Genomic DNA, 14,831 nt, shown 5'->3' with positions numbered 1-14,831 from the left:
TTTATGATCCACGTTAACAGCGCAGAAGATTTTAAACGCTTACGCCGTATAGCGCTGGCGGCACAGGGGTTATTGCAAAAACGGCCCTTTGGGGTAGGGCAAGCAGGTGCCAGTGAGGCGATTAATCAAATTGGTTATGTACAAATTGATAGCATTAGCGTTATACAGCGTGCGCATCATCATATTTTGCACTCTAGAGTCCCTAATTACTCGCCTGATATGTTAACTAGCATGTTGCATAACAAAGCCATTTTTGAGTATTGGGCGCATGCGGCGGCTTTTTTGCCAATCGCAGATTTTCGTTTTTCTCTACTTTATAAACATGCAATAAAAAGTGGTCAAACCCATTGGTATAAAAACAGCGATCGCAAGTTGATGGCTGAACTGCTTGCACGCATCCGTAATGATGGCCCTTTACGCTCACGTGATATTAAAAGCAGTACCAACAAAAGTAATGGTTGGTGGGATTGGAAGCCTGCTAAAAAAGCGTTGGAACAGTTATACATGGAAGGGGATTTAATGGTGAGCAGCCGTGAAGGCTTCGAAAAAGTGTATGATCTCACTGAACGCGTGCTACCAGCGGATATTAATGTACAGATGCCAAGTTTGGCGGAATTTGCAGCGCATATTTTAGAGCAACAATTGCGTTGTCACGGGCTTGTTTCAATAAAAGGACTAACTTATTTACGACGTAATACCAAGTTAAAAGAAGCAATAAAAACGCTCGTAAATACCCGATCACAGCAAGGCCTGTTAGAACAACTGCAATTTAGTAATGGGGAATCGTACTTTTTGCCAACAGGAGCATTTGAGCAACCTCGAATTAGTGTCAGCGAACAGCTGAAAATCCTTTCCCCCTTTGATAATAGCGTGATCCAGCGAGAGCGTTTAAAGTCATTGTTTCAGTTTAACTATCAATTAGAATGCTACGTTACAGAGGCAAAACGCCAATATGGTTACTTTTGCTTACCGCTATTGTTTGCTGATGTGTTTATTGGCCGCATGGATTGCAAAGTTCACCGTAAAACAGCTCATTTAGAGATCAAATCGTTGCACTTAGAGGTCTATGAGTTGGATATTTCCCGTGTAATAACTGCTTTTGGTAATGCAATCATGGAATTTATCGCATTCCAGCAATGTAACTCAGTGTCACTAAATCAAGTTCACCCGCAACGGCTAACAGCTGTGGTGCAGAACATATTAAAATCATTGTAGTAAAGCCGATTGATTGCACATAGTACAAGTTGCTTATTCGTTGTGAAAATAACCTGATAATTTTGTGAAATAATGAGTTTTAAGAGTGTGATTAAAATTGAGAGTAAGTGCTGGATATTAAAAGGAGTTAAATGGTCGGTATGGAGAGATTCGAACTCTCGACCCCTGCCACCCCATGATTTTCTTCAAAATAAATCTAATACACTGAAATTAAATGATATTTTTAATCTTTGACTGTTATTTTATACAGGCAAAAATGCATTTTTTCTCATTTTTATAATTTAGTAAAATCAAGCGGTTAGAGTGCTTATTACAAATGCAATTCTCAGTTTTTATTCAAAACCCTTCCTAAACAACATATTAGAAAACCTAATTTTGTAAGTCTAAGTTCAAGCCATTTTAAAATTCACTTTTCGAGAATCAAATTTTTCACTATACATGTATGCATGTACAGTATTTTGGTTTTTTGTTACTTATGTTAGTCATCCCAATTTATATCGAAGCTGGTATTACTGGTTTCGAATCCCCTGCAGCTCAATACAAAGAACTAGGTCTTTCGCTTGATCAGCTTTTAATAAAGCACCCTGATGCTACTTTCATTGGTATGGCCTCGGACCAGTCTATGCAAGGTGTAGGGATATATGATGGTGACTTACTTTTAGTTGATAGGGCAGTTGATGTCAGTACTGGTGATATTGTTGTTGCCACTTACAATGGCTGTTTTGTTTGTAAAATAATCCATAAAGAAAATCGTTTGTTGATGTCTGCATCCGATGATTATCCACCAGTGTATATATCACCAGAGGATGATTTTTGTTTAGAGGGGGTTGTAACTAGGAGTATTAGGCTTCATAGCCTTGTTTAGAACTCCAAATGGACAAGTAATATTAAATTCTACACAATATTCCGAATACCCAATTTATTTATGTCTAAGTTGAATATTCTTACATAACTAATACGGTAGTAGGTTTTCGCAATTAAGCTTTTGGATTAAACGATCCCATAGATCGTCTAATTGTAATTCGTCCCACTTTTTTTTTAATAATGAATAATCTTTATAAGAATCTCTAGCAGGAATTAAGCCTAAGCTGAGGACTACTTGATCTTGGTAGCTATAATATTCATAAAATAATTCTACATAAAAGTCCTTTTTAACAACAAAGTATTCTAATCTTTTATCGGATATGGAGCTTGTTGAACTGAGGTTATTAGCCTTTTCCCAACTCAAAAATATTACATCCACTTTTTGATTAGAGTAACACCAACCTTCACTGACAAATTCGTTGTGAATTCCTACAGTGGTTGGTGCAGCACCAACCACTGTAGCAGGTATGTTTGTGCAGCCAATAAATAGAAAAGGGAGCGTTAATAAAAATACTATTGTGGAAAAGAAACGTTTATTGTTCACTTAATATTTCCATAGTCGACTTGCAGTTAATTGCGCTATCCTGAATAGCTTGAAGAAGTGATGAGTATGTTTTATTTATTTTTGTCTCAGCTTTTATTAGCCTGCTAAGAGCTCCTTTACAGTTAACAGCATTCTTTGATGTAGTTGCTTGAAGTTGTTTTTGTGAAATAATTTTGTTCTCAAAATAAAAATCGAGCGTTTTATCTACAAATTGTCCCGACAAAGCAAGGCAAGCCATTAGAAAAGTATATTTTATGTATTTAGAAATACTTTCTAAAATTTTAGGGCGGGTATCTCCCTGTCTTGTAGCTTCAACTTTTAACAACCTATAGCTCATTCCCGCTAATAAAAAAGCAAACCCAGAAAACCCTATTTGTAAAATGTTTACTATTTGAGAGAGGTCCATTTTTAATTCTTTTGCCTTTTCTTTCAATATAGTAAAGCTTCTTGAGATGTAAAGTTTAGATGTCAGAGATTATTTTAACTCAAACACATCGTCAAATTAGGCACTTGAACCCATTCAACTTGTTTACCAAATTCGGTGTATACCTTGGTTGATTTACTGTCTGAGTGGCCCATGCGTGTTTGTGGGTCCCAGCCTTGGGCTTTTATAAGCCTTGCAGATAAACCGCGTATCTCGTGGTAAGTGGGGCGTTCTTCTGGTTTTAGGTGGTTATATACACCTAATTTGTCTCTTACTTTTGAAAACTCTGTACTTATGTTTTTGCTAACTATTTGAGTTATGTGATTTACCAAAGCGCTTGTAGGGTTGGAGTTTTTCTTAGGTAGTCTGTGAACAACATAAGGCGATACAATTCTATCGCGGCTGCTGTCGATGATTGTTTTTATGGTTTCGTTGATTGGGATGATCACATGTGAAGCTTCACTTTTATAGGTTTTTTGGCGGTGTATGGCCAGTTCGCCGTAAATTTTGCTATTTCAATTTCAGGCAAAACAACCATGCGGGTTTGTTAGGCCAGCAAGAAAGGTCCAATATGACACTTTCTTAAGCGTTTACTAACTCCCGCCTGTATCTTTGGCACGTATGTATAAGGTACATTATTTTGTCACACCGTTGAGCGTGAGTGGAAGAATAACGAAGGGTACGTATCCTGTTTTCCTATCGGTGCTTATGACTACTTGCCGTATGAAAGTCCATGCTACTGCGATTACTACGTACTTGAAAAATAAAGCTATGCGTTACTCGCTGCCGATCATCGTAAAGAAAAATGCTAGAAAAAGTAACCTAAGAACTCCTGAAGGCTATGGTAAGTATTAATAATTTCCATACCTAAAATTTAAACTAAAAGTAATTTTGAAAATTAATAATGCAAAAATAATACAAATGGAGTTTATGAGAAAACTTGATTTTTTTGTGTAAGTGCAAGATATTAAAGGGGAAGTAATGGTCGGTATGGAGAGATTCGAACTCTCGACCCCTGCCACCCCATGATGTGACGCTATATCGAGTTAAGTTATTGTAATTTATAAATTATAAATGCAATTAACTGATTTTATATACAGTTAATTTTGCAATTTTTATCATTTGTACAATTCAATAAAATCAAGCGGTTAGGGCGCTTGTTACAAATCGAGTATTTAAGTTATCAATAAAACTCAATATAAACAACTCATTAGAAAATCTTAATCAAAAGCTTCACTTTCCTTAGCAAGATACTTTACCTTTCCAAACTCGCCCATTAGATTTATACTGTACAAATAAACAGTGTTTTATTTTGGTGTGTGTATGTTCGTTATTCCTATTTATATTGAGGCAGGTATTACTGGTTTTGAATCGCCGGCAACGCAATATAAGGAGTTAGGGTTGTCTTTGGACCAACTACTTATCAAGCACCCTGATGCTACTTTTATGGGTGTAGCATCGGGGCAATCTATGCAGGGGGTAGGGATATTCGATGGCGACTTGTTAATTGTCGATCGTGCAGTAAATGTAAGTACAGGTGACGTAGTAGTTGCTACTTACAATGGCAGCTTTGTTTGTAAAATAATCCATAAAGAAAAGCGTTTGTTGATGTCGGCCTCAGATGACTACGCACCAGTGTACATATCACCTGAAGATGGCTTTTGCTTGGAAGGAGTGGTAACAAGGAGTATCAGGTTACATAAGCCTTGTGTTGAGTTTCAAAGTGTTAGTCACATCTAGCTTTATCTATATTTTTCAATTAATATTTCATCAGAAATAAATGGAGTTTGTATGAATATTTTCTGTAAGATTAACCAAAGTGAAAGCTCCGAATCTATACCTGAGAAATCTCCGAGTAATATCAATTCGATATCAAGTGCAGATTTAAAAAAATTGTTGTCGGTTGAGTATAAAAGCCAAACTTATGCATCGTTTTATACAACTGCAATGGAAAAAGACAAGAGTATCTTAACGCTCTCTGTTGCTGGCATAGGCTTTTTAGTTACGCTGTTAAAGTTAGCAAGCTATCTTAACATTTACGATATGGTTTTCTTCTTTGTTGCAGCCGTATCTTATCTATCTGCTATATTTTTAATAATTACTTTATTCAGCAAAAATGCAAGTTATGTAATTGATTTAGTTAACGACCGTGATACAACTTTAAAAAACTTCGAATTAATGCAGTTAGATAAATGGGCAATACGTTCTTTTTATTTAGCTATAGTTATGTCTTTACTAATGGCCATATCAACATCATCAGCACTATTTTTAGAGAGGAATAAAGAAATGACTAATGAAAATAAAGAGACTACACAAAAACTGGTTATAGACGGCAATAGCTATGCCCAAGCGTCCGATCTAAAGAAGAGTTACCAAGGTGCATCAGCTATGCAGCCGGGTTCAGGTGTTCCATCTACAACCCAATCACAACCAGCTTCAGAACAGCAAACTGGTGCTGCCGCTATGAGGCCTGACATAACAGAAGATAATTAATACTGTACACTGTTATGGAAAAAACCCGCTAATTTAGCGGGTTTTTATATACTGAAATTTTTCTCACACTTCGTTTTATCTTTTCTATGTTGTCTGATACCACCCATAGCATTCCTGCTAGGGTGTCTTTGTCCATAGCTTCAAAGTGATCTTCAATACATAGCGCGTTAATTGCGGCTTCTGCTTGGTAGATGTTTTTATCTAGTTTGTTTTTAAGTTGTAGCGCTTTGTTGTTTTGCATTTGGTATTTCCTATTGTTTTCGTTGAGGAAAAGATACAAGCAATTTTGATCGTTAAAAAGTGAAAAGATATACGTCCTATGGTACAAATTACGTCGTGAGATTCGTATTTAGGTATTTTAGATTAAAAGGACGTAGTTAATGGAGCGAATTACCCCCGAAAACTTAAGAGAGTTACGTAAAAAATTAGGTTTATCGAGTCAACAAGCGGCAGATAGCGTTTATAAGAACCGGCGATTATGGCAAAGGTACGAAGCGCCGGTGACTGCCGGTAGCAGTTTGAATATACCGCCAGCAACACTTGAGTTGTTTTGTTTGAAGCATGGATTACCTTACCCGCCAAATAAGCAAGGTAAATTAGGAAAACTGTTGAGCTTTTACGGTGGTCAAGGAGGTGCAGGACAAACGTTACTGACCATTGATATTTGCACAGCGTTAATGGCTGATGGGTATGAAGTGTTGATGATCTCGGGCTCGACTGGTTGTGCGATATTCCAAGGGCAGTCAGCTAGATTAAATTTTCCGTTCCCCAGAACTATAGAAATTCGAGAATTTCCATCGTTTGAAAAAGATGATTTTCTTGAATTACCAGATTCAAGCTCACCAGAAAGTTTAAAGCCAATCATTGAGCGTTATGACTTTGTTTTTTTAGATTTGAGTTTTTCTATTGGTAGATATTATTTCGAGTCTCTCGAGCCTGATTTAATAATAGCGCCTGCAAAAATATCTGAAGATAAGTTACGTAATATGACCGCGTTCAATAATTTGGTTAGTTTAGCCGAATACTTATATAAGCAAAAAATTGAAAAAACAAAGTATGCGCTATTGATGGTGGGGGTATCAACACACTACACATTTAGTCCAGAATATTATGGGTTAATTAATGAAGGTGACGTTGATTATGATGAGAAAAGATCTTACCACTTTAAAGAGCAGGAAGAGCAAGAGCGCGAACAAGAAGAATTGATCGAGCTATTCAATAACCTTAAACGAGTGCAGAATATGCATTTTATGAATAGCTATACATCTAACGCTTATAACAGCTATGCTCACAGATACGGAAAAGGATATAGTATTTTTAATAAGGCTCCTAATTCGTTACCAGCTCATGAATTACGAAGTGTTAAAAATGAAATTTTAAGGTTGCTTGGTGTTCCAGAAAGATCTTATTGATATATAACTATAATTTAAAAAGGGATATTTATGTCTAATTCTAATAGTGAATCCTCACCGAAAGGGCTCTTGATTGTACTTATAGCTCTTGCTTTTATGTGTATCGGTGGGGTTTATTTTTTATGGTTTAAAGGCGTTGGAGTCGGTTTTGGTGGAACTACTGAAACATGGTCTCATTTTGGTAGTTTTTTTGGTGGTGTACTTAGCCCTGTACTCTCGTTTTTCTCATTTTTGGGAATCATTTATACTGTTTACTTACAGTCAAAAAGTAATAAAGAACAAGCTTTAGCCAATAAGTATACAGTTACTGCCATTAAGTTATCTGAAGAAATGAGTAAAGAAAATTTAGTAGAACAAAGAAAGCAATTTAAACAGCAAAATGAGTATGATCAGCAAAAACGATTATTTGATATGCTTTTAAATTCAATTAACAGATTGGAAATTGCAGGGGAAAACGCAGTACTCGATTTAACTACAAAAGTTGATGACGATGAATCTTTATCTACGTTAGGGCCTTATTACAATACTTATAACTGGAGGGCAAAAACTTTTGTTATAGCCCTTGATAAATTGACAAGTCAACTAAACAAAGAAGGTGCTGAAATTATAATTCTATATCTTCAAAAATTATCAGGGCAACTGCATAATTTTTCTGGAGCTCTTCGAAGTAAAAAGGTGGTTTTTACAAACCCAACAGCCGATATTACAAGCGCTGTGCATGAATTAGAAAGTTATAAAGATAAGATAAATGAAAGTATAGAAGTTTTAAAAAGTAATCACGCTATTTAATAAAATTTGAAGTTATGTAAAAAAACCGCCAATTAAGCGGGTTTTTTATTCGCTTAGAATTGTGGCTCATGTGCCTAAAGCGTTCGTTTGTGGTTTAACTTAGGTTTACAGTTAAATTAGGCACTTGCACCCATTCTATTTGCTTGCCGAATTCGGTGTAGACTTTGGTTGATTTACTGTCTGAATGGCCCATGCGGGTTTGTGGGTCCCAGCCTTGGGCTTTTATTAGGCGTGCAGATAGGCCGCGTATTTCGTGGTACGTTGGGCGCTCTTCTGGTTTTAGGTTACTGTATAGGCCTAGTTGATCGCGTACGTTTGAAAATTCGCGGCTGATGTTTTTGCTTACTATTTGGGTGATGTGGTTTACCAATGCACTGGTTGGGTTTGAGTTCTTTTTAGGGAGCTTGTGCACGACGTAGGGCGATACGGTGTTGTCGCGGCTGTTGTCGATAATGGCTTTTATTGTGTCGTTGATGGGTATGATCACGTGCGACGCTTCACTTTTATAGGTTTTTTGGCGGTGTATGGCCAGTTCGCCGTAAATTTTACCGTGTTGATCTGTGAGTGGTTCTTTATACCAAATGCAACCACAGCGCCCTGGCTCTGCTTTTTTTAGTTTGTATTCTATGCGCGAGACTTCAAGCACTGCGTGGGTGGTTTGCATGGTTAAGTCCATGGCTGTTTTTAGCCAGAGTGGGGCGGCGGCACGTATTTTTTCAAATGCGTTTACGTCCAGGGCTTTGCGCTTTTTGGCTTCTTTTGGCTTTTTAATTTTAAGCGCTGCTGGGTTGGTGGTCATGTGGCCTGTGTCTTTGGCGTAGTCGAATACCAGTTCAAGGAAGCTTAATTTGCGATTGTATACGTTGTTACTGGCGCTTTGATGAAAGTGCTCCATGTAGTCGGTAACATCACTTAGGGTGATTTCTTCGCCTGGCATGGTGAAGTATGACTTAACGCGTTCGGCGTCGTTTAACCACGTAGATACAACACTGGTGCCGGGCTTTTTATCGGCGGTCATACGCTCAATTATTTTGTCTACTAAGCTGCTAAAGCTAGTTTTTGAGGCGGTGTCGTTTATTAGGTCGTCTAGTAATGAGCCGCCGCGTTTTATGCGGTTGTACTCGTTTGCAATGATGATTGCTTCGGTACGGTTTTGGCTAATAATTTTGCGCTTGCCGTTTACCAGTTTGAGTTGATAGCCGGCGTTTTTATCAAAGTATAAAAACGGCGGCAGGTCTCGGTTTTTGTTAAGTCGTTTTCTTGGTGCCATTTTAGCTGTTCGCTGCTAGTTGCAATGCAATTTCTTTTGCTTTTGCATGCGTTCCTGGTTGTTGGTCTTCGTAAATATACACTTGTTGTCCTGGGCCTACCAATTCGCCTAGCACATAGCCGGTTGCTACCCAGTCGCGGAGTGATTGGTAACTTGGTAGTGAGTCGTTGTGAAAGTGTTTTTTTGCCCAGCAGCGGGCTTTCATTAATTTAGGCTTTTTCATAAGTCACCTGTTTGCAGTTCGTCTAAGTTAGGTAGCGCATCAAGCGCTTGGTTTAGGTTTTCAAATTCATAGGTTGCACGATGACCAGGCGTACGAATGTCAATAATTACGCCGTCGTCATCTTCTATTATGCTGATCACTTTTTTAGCCATGTTGGTTCCTTATAATGCTAAGCGTTCTTGCCTTGGCTGTTTTGCTGTTGGCCTGTTATCAGCATCAACCACTTCTATAAATGGCTCTTGCTGATATTGGTTACACAGCTCTGTTATGAATACTTGGGTGCCGTGGGTTTGGCATTTACCATAACGGGTTTTTGTTTTAGCTTGGCCGCGCCAGTCTGTATGCGGGCAGTGCGGATCGTCGCTTTTACCAATGTGTTTATAGGCCTGACAGCTAATACAGGCCTTTGGCATGGTGATGGCGTTCATTTAACTGAGTCCACGTTTTGTTTAATTACATCGAACTCAATTACCCATACCCACGGGTTTTTACACCAGTTTTTGTATAGATCTTCCCACAAATCCATAAAAGAAATGTAATAGGGCATTACTAAAGAACTCGGCCTTGCAGGAAAAACACCCTCATACTTTGCTTGTGCTTCAGTGATATTTTGGACTCTTTCACAACGGACGTCAGTTACACGCAACGTTAAACGGCTAGCCCAGCGGGGCATGTGTATTGAAGGTTTTTTTCTACAAGAACTATTACCTGTTTCAATATCGACTATTTCAACAAGCTTATCTGTAGCTGGATAACTAACAGTGACGCCTTTACCTGTTTTAAAATCAGCATCCAAGTATTCATTCTCATCATCAACGTAAGCCTGAAAGGTTTCACGAACCCAAATAAGATCACCTACTCTGTAAGATGCGTTTTGAAAGTTATCGTTATTCACTTCTCCAGCCACTTCATTTGGCTTTAGTAAGCAACCTAAATCACAATCTTTTGTCTCTAGCTTCATTGGCCTGCGCGTAACTGTCTTGCGGCCTTCAGCTAAGGCTTGAACCATTTGCTGGTTAAATATCATTGGTATTATTTTCATGGATCACCTTTGTTATAGACGCTAAAGCGCAACTCATAATTCCTAATTTCACTACGTAGTTAAACGGGAAGTCGTCTACTTCGTTAACTTCGATTAGGGCATCACGTTCTATCTTTAAAACTTGTATTTGTTGTTTATCACTGAGCTTCAAAAGTAATTCGTCTGTTACGATAGGAGTTGCATCGTTGATATTTTTTACGTTACCTGTTGCCATGGGTGCTCTCCTCAATCAACATATTTGGGCGCTTAAATAACAGCGCGGTGTTTTGTAATTGGTCGATGGTGACTCGACGGCCATCGATGGCGATTACCTTTACTTTTTTAACTGGGTGTTGTTCTTCAACTATGGTGTAGCGCTTATTGTTTTTTATGCTTTTTAAGCACATAGCACCGTGTTTAGCTGATTCACCAAACTCGCGTGCTATTAATATTTCAGTGTAAAACAGCCCAGTTTCTAGCATTCTCTCTGCTGCTTGGTGTGCGTTCATTAGTTTCTCCTATGCGATTTTTTTGGTTTGTGTTGGCTGTGCGCTTTGCACAGCGTGTTTACGTTGATAAAACTGGCGAATGCGAGCCCGTTGCTGAGCTACGCTGTGGCGTTTGAATTTGTGCATTGATTTATCCTTACTAAGTGTTAAAAACAATTCGTGCATCTTGATCACGGCCAGAATAAAGCCAGCCGTCCATTGCTTCTTTATCGTCTTCAGATAGGTGGCGATATTTAGCAATAGCAGCGTCTCCTTTAACTATGCCAGCAGGGCCATCATGACTACTTGAACCATAACTAAAGCCGTTTTCTCTAAGCCACTTTTCTGCAGCGTAATGAGCGCCAAAAGTGGTGCCGTCATGTTTAAAAACTTTTTCGTTTGCCATTGTTATACCTGTTATTCCCAAGGGATTAAGCCCAGTTGTTTACGTTTGTCGTTCCATTTTTTAACGAGTGCGCAGGCTTCTTTTTTGAGCTTTTTGTTAGTTAGTAACTGTTTGATCTCGGCTTGGTCTTTGGCTTTAAAGCTGACCAAGGTTTCTAACGTTGCTTGCTCAAATTCGGTCATTAGTCGGCTTGGTTGTATTTACGGCCGCAATAACAACAATGAGTAGCCATTATAGAAACATCGTTTTTACACAAATTGCGTGCGTGTCCACCGCCTTTTTTAGGCGCTCTGAATGCGATATTTATTTTTGGGTTCACTGGTGAAAAATCCCTATCACTTAAAATAAAAACTTGGTTTTGCCAACGAACATCAATATCAATTGCGCCTTCAGGTATTGCTCCCGACTCAGTTAAATGATTTTTAATGCGCTCTAAATTTTCTGTAAAACAGTTGCATGTATTTTTCATAATTGTTTACCTAGAGATTAATTTGTAAGATTTTTTGTTACTTTTATGCAGCCATGCGTAAAGTATGGGTGTGGGTGTTTTCAATGAGGCTTAAAAACGCTTTAGTGACAAACAGATCGCGCTTGGCGCTGGCGTTTAGTGCCCATGTGCCGAGTACTGTTTGTGTATTTAGGTCTACAAATACGATGATGCAGTATTTGGTACCTGACTCGTAAATGCGTAGTTCTTCACCTTGCATACGCTGGTTCATAAAGTGAATGCGCTGCTTTAGTTGGTTGATGATGAGTGCTGTAAATATGTTTAGCATGATTATTCGTCCTTTTTCCTGTTGTGTTGTTGGTTGGTTGCTTACGGCAACCACTCGGCTGGGCTAGTTGGGCAAGTGCGCGCCAGCAGGTTGTGACACTTTCCCTGAGTTACGCTGCGTGTGGTGGTGGCTCAGGGTATGGGCTATTAGCTGCTTTTTGCTCGGGTATAATCAATTGAAATGGGCATACCTTTTGCGCTTGTTTTAGCTTGTGAAGTAACGGGCCTGTTGCGGCGTTATTTCGGGCTGTTGGGAATAAAAATACTTTGGTCATCGCTATTCTCCTTGTGCCGTTAGGCTGCTAGTAAGTCGTTTTGCAGTTCACGCAGGTGGCGTAAACGGGTAGTGCGAACTGTTCGGGCTACCCGAACAGTTCTAAAGCTGCGTTCTAGGTCGTTATTTGCTGCGCTAATTAGGCATAACAGTAGGCATACTGTGTAGCGCAATACGCCTTGCTTGATTGCTTGGTGTACCGTTTGGCGCATGGAATGGGTGTTAAATTTAAAGCTGAGCTCATTACACGCTTGGCGAACGGTGCACAGTTTTACGCCTAACTCAGCGGCTATGCTTTTTTGTGGTAGGCCTTTAGCGACCAATAACAAAGTGCGCGCTTGTTGAGTTGGTAGGCGTGAATAGGGCTTGGCATTAACGTGCATGTCGTCAAGCTGGTATCCGGTTTCTGTGCGTAATGGGTTCATAGCTAATCTGTTTATTGTGTAACCTATGGTTTATAAGTAAACCATGGGTTTATGGTTCAGGCAAGCTTGAAATAGTAAAAAATTAAACCAAAGGTTTATCCTGTTGAAATTAATTGATTTATTTTTGTACTTTTATGCTTGTGAGCTAATATGTATTTGCTAAATTAATAAAAAAGGAATTCAAATGAAGAGTTTAAATTGTGCGGTTTTAGTTGTGAGCTTTATTGCTTTAACGGGGTGTATTAGTAACGCGGCTGATACCGCAACGCCAATGCCTACAAATTTAACGGGGATTTATAAGGCTTCGTTTACTGGTGGTTCTATAACTTGGAATATTGAAAGTGACGGCACCGGAGTGGCTTGCGAGGAGCGGGTATCTATGAATATGGATGCTAAGTTGCGTGACTTAGTGGTGAATGGCGATATTGTTTATGATGTTTTTGAGTTTAAAGTAAGCGATGTAAGTGATACTGGATTTAAGGCTGAAGGGGTAAGCGATTTAACGTTTAAAAAGATGAGTAAGATGCCCGTTGCATGTAAATAATATTTAGGAGGTGTTATGAAAGGGATTAACTTTGTGGCGTTAGATGTTGAAACGGCAAATGAAGATCATAGTTCTATTTGCCAAATAGGGTTGGCACGATTTAGGGATGGTGTTGTTGTTGATACTATTTCCCAGCTGATAAACCCAAACCAGCCTTTTAGCTATGAGAACATTGAAGTGCACGGAATTACTGCAGATGATGTTGAAAATGCACCAACAATGAATGACTTTATTGATGCGTTTTGGCTCTTTGTTGGAGATGATCATGTTGTTACTCATACCGCTTATGATAGAACTGCGATGAATAAAGCCTCTATTCGTTATGATCTACCATTTAATGATAAACCTAACTGGCTTGATTCTGCGCGTGTTACTCGTCGCGCTTGGACTCAATTTTCAGAGCGTGGCTATGGGCTAGGTAATATTTGCCAGCATTTGGGGATTGAATTTAAACACCATGATGCCCTTGAGGATGCGGTAGCGTGTGGCAAGGTGTTAATCGCTGCGTGTGAGGTTAGAGCTTGTACTTTAGATGACTGGTTTAATGAACTTAATAAAAAGCAGTTATCTCGGTTTGAAAAATTACACATTGATGAACTGAAGGGAGACCCAGAAGGTAGTTTAGCCGGTAATATTATTGTGTTTACTGGTAACTTAACTTTATCACGAGCTGATGCTGCGGAACTTGCGGCTAAAGCTGGGTGTGATGTGGCGAAGGGTGTTACTAAAAAAACAACTATGCTTGTTGTGGGTGATCAGGATATGTCGGTACTTGCTGGGCACGATAAGAGCAGCAAGCACCGTAAAGCAGAGGATTTAATCGCTAAAGGCCAAAAAATACAAATTATGGCTGAATCTGATTTTATGGCTCAAGTATCATCTTAAAACTGAGTACCAGAATACTCGGCCGATTACTCTAACTTGTTGTGCTTCTTCAGGTGAAAGATTCTCGTCTGGGTATTCATCCATATTAAAACTGCGTATACGCAGGCCACCACCTGGTCTACGTGTGAGGGTTTTAACAAATAATGCGCCCGCCCAGTCTATGGCGTACATGTCACCGTCTTTTATTGTGGTATTCGCAGTATCAATACCAACGGTTGCGCCATCAGGTATAACCGGTTCCATTGAATTACCAGACACTTTTACACAAGCGGCAGCATTATAATCAATACCATGTTTGCGCAATGACGATTTAGAAAATCTTAGTTTGGGACCTGATGTTTCAAGTTGTATTGTTGAACCAATACCTGCGGATAATTCTACTTCCATATAAAACGGTACTTCTACTTCATCATCATTGAGTGGGGTTTTACTATCCCATGGATCTAATTCAATAAAACTGTCAACGTTAGATGATTGATCATGCTTTTTTTTGCTGATTGAAACTACGTTTTCAGGGAATTTATCACCTTCACCGTTGATCAACCATTTTATAGACACGCCTAACCTTTTAGCGCATGCGTCTAATGACTCGCGACTAATTGAGTTTGTTTTAAACCACTTTCCAGCAGCTTGAGGTGTGACATTGGCAGCTCTAGCGAGTTCTGCTTTGGAAACACCTACATCTTGCATTGCCGACCATAGTCGGCCAGTAACTGAATTATCTTTCATATCAACACCATAAACCTAAGGTTTAGAATTTAATACAAAACAAGGTTTAC

The 14,831-nt window shown here is 38.9% G+C and carries 26 protein-coding genes; 8 read left to right on the top strand and 18 right to left on the bottom strand.

The window, feature by feature from the left end:
* The first annotated feature begins 3 nt into the window (after positions 1 to 3).
* The gene (locus A7968_RS13015; RefSeq protein WP_064667002.1) at positions 4 to 1,215 is read left to right on the top strand and encodes a winged helix-turn-helix domain-containing protein; all 1,212 of its coding nucleotides are present in this window, start codon (positions 4 to 6) and stop codon (positions 1,213 to 1,215) included.
* 475 nt (positions 1,216 to 1,690) lie between these two features.
* A complete protein-coding gene (locus A7968_RS13010; protein WP_064667001.1) occupies positions 1,691 to 2,080 on the top strand; it encodes a LexA family protein in 390 nt (129 codons plus the stop codon).
* Between the two features lie 87 nt (positions 2,081 to 2,167).
* Here A7968_RS13010 and A7968_RS13005 read toward each other — a convergent pair whose 3' ends face one another.
* Genes A7968_RS13005 through A7968_RS12995 form a run of 3 tightly spaced genes read right to left on the bottom strand, consistent with a single transcriptional unit; the run spans position 2,168 to position 3,496 of the window.
* Positions 2,168 to 2,623 (bottom strand): hypothetical protein, encoded by a 456-nt coding sequence (locus tag A7968_RS13005; protein WP_064667000.1) that lies wholly within the window; start codon positions 2,621 to 2,623, stop codon positions 2,168 to 2,170.
* Positions 2,613 to 3,056 carry a hypothetical protein gene (locus A7968_RS13000; RefSeq protein ID WP_157586747.1) on the bottom strand — a complete coding sequence of 148 codons (444 nt, stop codon included), beginning with the start codon at positions 3,054 to 3,056 and terminating at the stop codon, positions 2,613 to 2,615. The genes A7968_RS13005 and A7968_RS13000 overlap by 11 nt, the downstream gene beginning before the upstream one ends.
* 47 nt (positions 3,057 to 3,103) lie before the next feature.
* Positions 3,104 to 3,496, bottom strand: a complete 393-nt coding sequence (locus tag A7968_RS12995; protein WP_064666998.1) for a site-specific integrase — start codon at positions 3,494 to 3,496, stop codon at positions 3,104 to 3,106.
* Positions 3,497 to 4,370: 874 nt separating this feature from the next.
* Here A7968_RS12995 and A7968_RS12990 point away from each other — a divergent pair.
* Positions 4,371 to 4,787 carry a LexA family protein gene (locus tag A7968_RS12990; RefSeq protein ID WP_064666997.1) on the top strand — a complete coding sequence of 139 codons (417 nt, stop codon included), beginning with the start codon at positions 4,371 to 4,373 and terminating at the stop codon, positions 4,785 to 4,787.
* A gap of 51 nt (positions 4,788 to 4,838) precedes the next feature.
* Entirely contained in the window at positions 4,839 to 5,540 is a 702-nt protein-coding gene (locus tag A7968_RS12985; RefSeq protein WP_064666996.1) for a hypothetical protein, read from the top strand.
* A 28-nt stretch (positions 5,541 to 5,568) separates the two neighbouring features.
* Here the strand turns inward: A7968_RS12985 and A7968_RS12980 are convergent, their stop codons facing one another.
* The gene (locus tag A7968_RS12980) at positions 5,569 to 5,781 is read right to left on the bottom strand and encodes a hypothetical protein (protein WP_064666995.1); all 213 of its coding nucleotides are present in this window, start codon (positions 5,779 to 5,781) and stop codon (positions 5,569 to 5,571) included.
* 139 nt (positions 5,782 to 5,920) lie between these two features.
* Between A7968_RS12980 and A7968_RS12975 the strand changes: the two genes are divergently transcribed.
* Both A7968_RS12975 and A7968_RS12970 read left to right on the top strand, forming a co-directional pair.
* A complete protein-coding gene (locus A7968_RS12975) occupies positions 5,921 to 6,952 on the top strand; it encodes a hypothetical protein (protein ID WP_064666994.1) in 1,032 nt (343 codons plus the stop codon).
* Between the two features lie 30 nt (positions 6,953 to 6,982).
* Positions 6,983 to 7,741: a hypothetical protein gene (locus A7968_RS12970; RefSeq protein ID WP_064666993.1), complete on the top strand. Its 759-nt coding sequence runs from the start codon at positions 6,983 to 6,985 to the stop codon at positions 7,739 to 7,741.
* 94 nt (positions 7,742 to 7,835) lie between these two features.
* Here the strand turns inward: A7968_RS12970 and A7968_RS23605 are convergent, their stop codons facing one another.
* From A7968_RS23605 to A7968_RS12920, 13 genes are all read right to left on the bottom strand, one after another.
* Complete coding sequence (locus A7968_RS23605) at positions 7,836 to 9,011, bottom strand: site-specific integrase (protein WP_064666992.1); 1,176 nt, start codon at positions 9,009 to 9,011, stop codon at positions 7,836 to 7,838.
* A gap of 1 nt (position 9,012) precedes the next feature.
* Positions 9,013 to 9,234: a hypothetical protein gene (locus tag A7968_RS12960; protein ID WP_064666991.1), complete on the bottom strand. Its 222-nt coding sequence runs from the start codon at positions 9,232 to 9,234 to the stop codon at positions 9,013 to 9,015.
* A complete protein-coding gene (locus tag A7968_RS23195; protein WP_157586745.1) occupies positions 9,231 to 9,386 on the bottom strand; it encodes a hypothetical protein in 156 nt (51 codons plus the stop codon). Before A7968_RS23195 ends, A7968_RS12960 begins: the two co-directional genes overlap by 4 nt.
* A 9-nt stretch (positions 9,387 to 9,395) precedes the next feature.
* A complete protein-coding gene (locus tag A7968_RS12955) occupies positions 9,396 to 9,662 on the bottom strand; it encodes a hypothetical protein (protein ID WP_064666990.1) in 267 nt (88 codons plus the stop codon).
* A complete protein-coding gene (locus A7968_RS12950) occupies positions 9,659 to 10,276 on the bottom strand; it encodes an ASCH domain-containing protein (RefSeq protein ID WP_064666989.1) in 618 nt (205 codons plus the stop codon). Before A7968_RS12950 ends, A7968_RS12955 begins: the two co-directional genes overlap by 4 nt.
* Positions 10,251 to 10,490, bottom strand: a complete 240-nt coding sequence (locus tag A7968_RS12945; RefSeq protein ID WP_064666988.1) for a hypothetical protein — start codon at positions 10,488 to 10,490, stop codon at positions 10,251 to 10,253. Before A7968_RS12945 ends, A7968_RS12950 begins: the two co-directional genes overlap by 26 nt.
* A complete protein-coding gene (locus A7968_RS12940) occupies positions 10,477 to 10,764 on the bottom strand; it encodes a hypothetical protein (protein WP_064666987.1) in 288 nt (95 codons plus the stop codon). Before A7968_RS12940 ends, A7968_RS12945 begins: the two co-directional genes overlap by 14 nt.
* A 139-nt stretch (positions 10,765 to 10,903) precedes the next feature.
* Positions 10,904 to 11,149 carry a hypothetical protein gene (locus tag A7968_RS12935; protein ID WP_064666986.1) on the bottom strand — a complete coding sequence of 82 codons (246 nt, stop codon included), beginning with the start codon at positions 11,147 to 11,149 and terminating at the stop codon, positions 10,904 to 10,906.
* Positions 11,150 to 11,160: 11 nt separating this feature from the next.
* Positions 11,161 to 11,331 (bottom strand): hypothetical protein, encoded by a 171-nt coding sequence (locus tag A7968_RS23190; RefSeq protein WP_157586743.1) that lies wholly within the window; start codon positions 11,329 to 11,331, stop codon positions 11,161 to 11,163.
* Positions 11,331 to 11,618: a hypothetical protein gene (locus A7968_RS12930; RefSeq protein WP_064666985.1), complete on the bottom strand. Its 288-nt coding sequence runs from the start codon at positions 11,616 to 11,618 to the stop codon at positions 11,331 to 11,333. Before A7968_RS12930 ends, A7968_RS23190 begins: the two co-directional genes overlap by 1 nt.
* Positions 11,619 to 11,661: 43 nt before the next feature.
* On the bottom strand, positions 11,662 to 11,925 hold the full coding sequence (locus A7968_RS12925) for a hypothetical protein (RefSeq protein WP_064666984.1): 264 nt from the start codon (positions 11,923 to 11,925) through the stop codon (positions 11,662 to 11,664).
* A 109-nt stretch (positions 11,926 to 12,034) separates the two neighbouring features.
* Complete coding sequence (locus A7968_RS23185; protein WP_157586741.1) at positions 12,035 to 12,199, bottom strand: hypothetical protein; 165 nt, start codon at positions 12,197 to 12,199, stop codon at positions 12,035 to 12,037.
* A gap of 19 nt (positions 12,200 to 12,218) precedes the next feature.
* The gene (locus A7968_RS12920; RefSeq protein ID WP_064666983.1) at positions 12,219 to 12,623 is read right to left on the bottom strand and encodes a helix-turn-helix transcriptional regulator; all 405 of its coding nucleotides are present in this window, start codon (positions 12,621 to 12,623) and stop codon (positions 12,219 to 12,221) included.
* Positions 12,624 to 12,807: 184 nt separating this feature from the next.
* Between A7968_RS12920 and A7968_RS12915 the strand changes: the two genes are divergently transcribed.
* Positions 12,808 to 13,167 carry a hypothetical protein gene (locus tag A7968_RS12915; RefSeq protein WP_064666982.1) on the top strand — a complete coding sequence of 120 codons (360 nt, stop codon included), beginning with the start codon at positions 12,808 to 12,810 and terminating at the stop codon, positions 13,165 to 13,167.
* A 15-nt stretch (positions 13,168 to 13,182) separates the two neighbouring features.
* Positions 13,183 to 14,052 carry an exonuclease domain-containing protein gene (locus A7968_RS12910; protein WP_084448189.1) on the top strand — a complete coding sequence of 290 codons (870 nt, stop codon included), beginning with the start codon at positions 13,183 to 13,185 and terminating at the stop codon, positions 14,050 to 14,052.
* On the opposite strand, the gene A7968_RS23725 is transcribed toward A7968_RS12910, so the two are convergent.
* Positions 14,044 to 14,781: an XRE family transcriptional regulator gene (locus A7968_RS23725; RefSeq protein WP_064666981.1), complete on the bottom strand. Its 738-nt coding sequence runs from the start codon at positions 14,779 to 14,781 to the stop codon at positions 14,044 to 14,046. The genes A7968_RS12910 and A7968_RS23725 overlap by 9 nt on opposite strands.
* Between the last annotated feature and the right edge of the window lie 50 nt (positions 14,782 to 14,831).

The sequence above is a fragment of the Pseudoalteromonas prydzensis genome, assembly GCF_001661495.1.
Lineage (GTDB): Bacteria > Pseudomonadota > Gammaproteobacteria > Enterobacterales > Alteromonadaceae > Pseudoalteromonas > Pseudoalteromonas prydzensis.
This window is presented reverse-complemented; position numbering and strand designations above follow the sequence as displayed.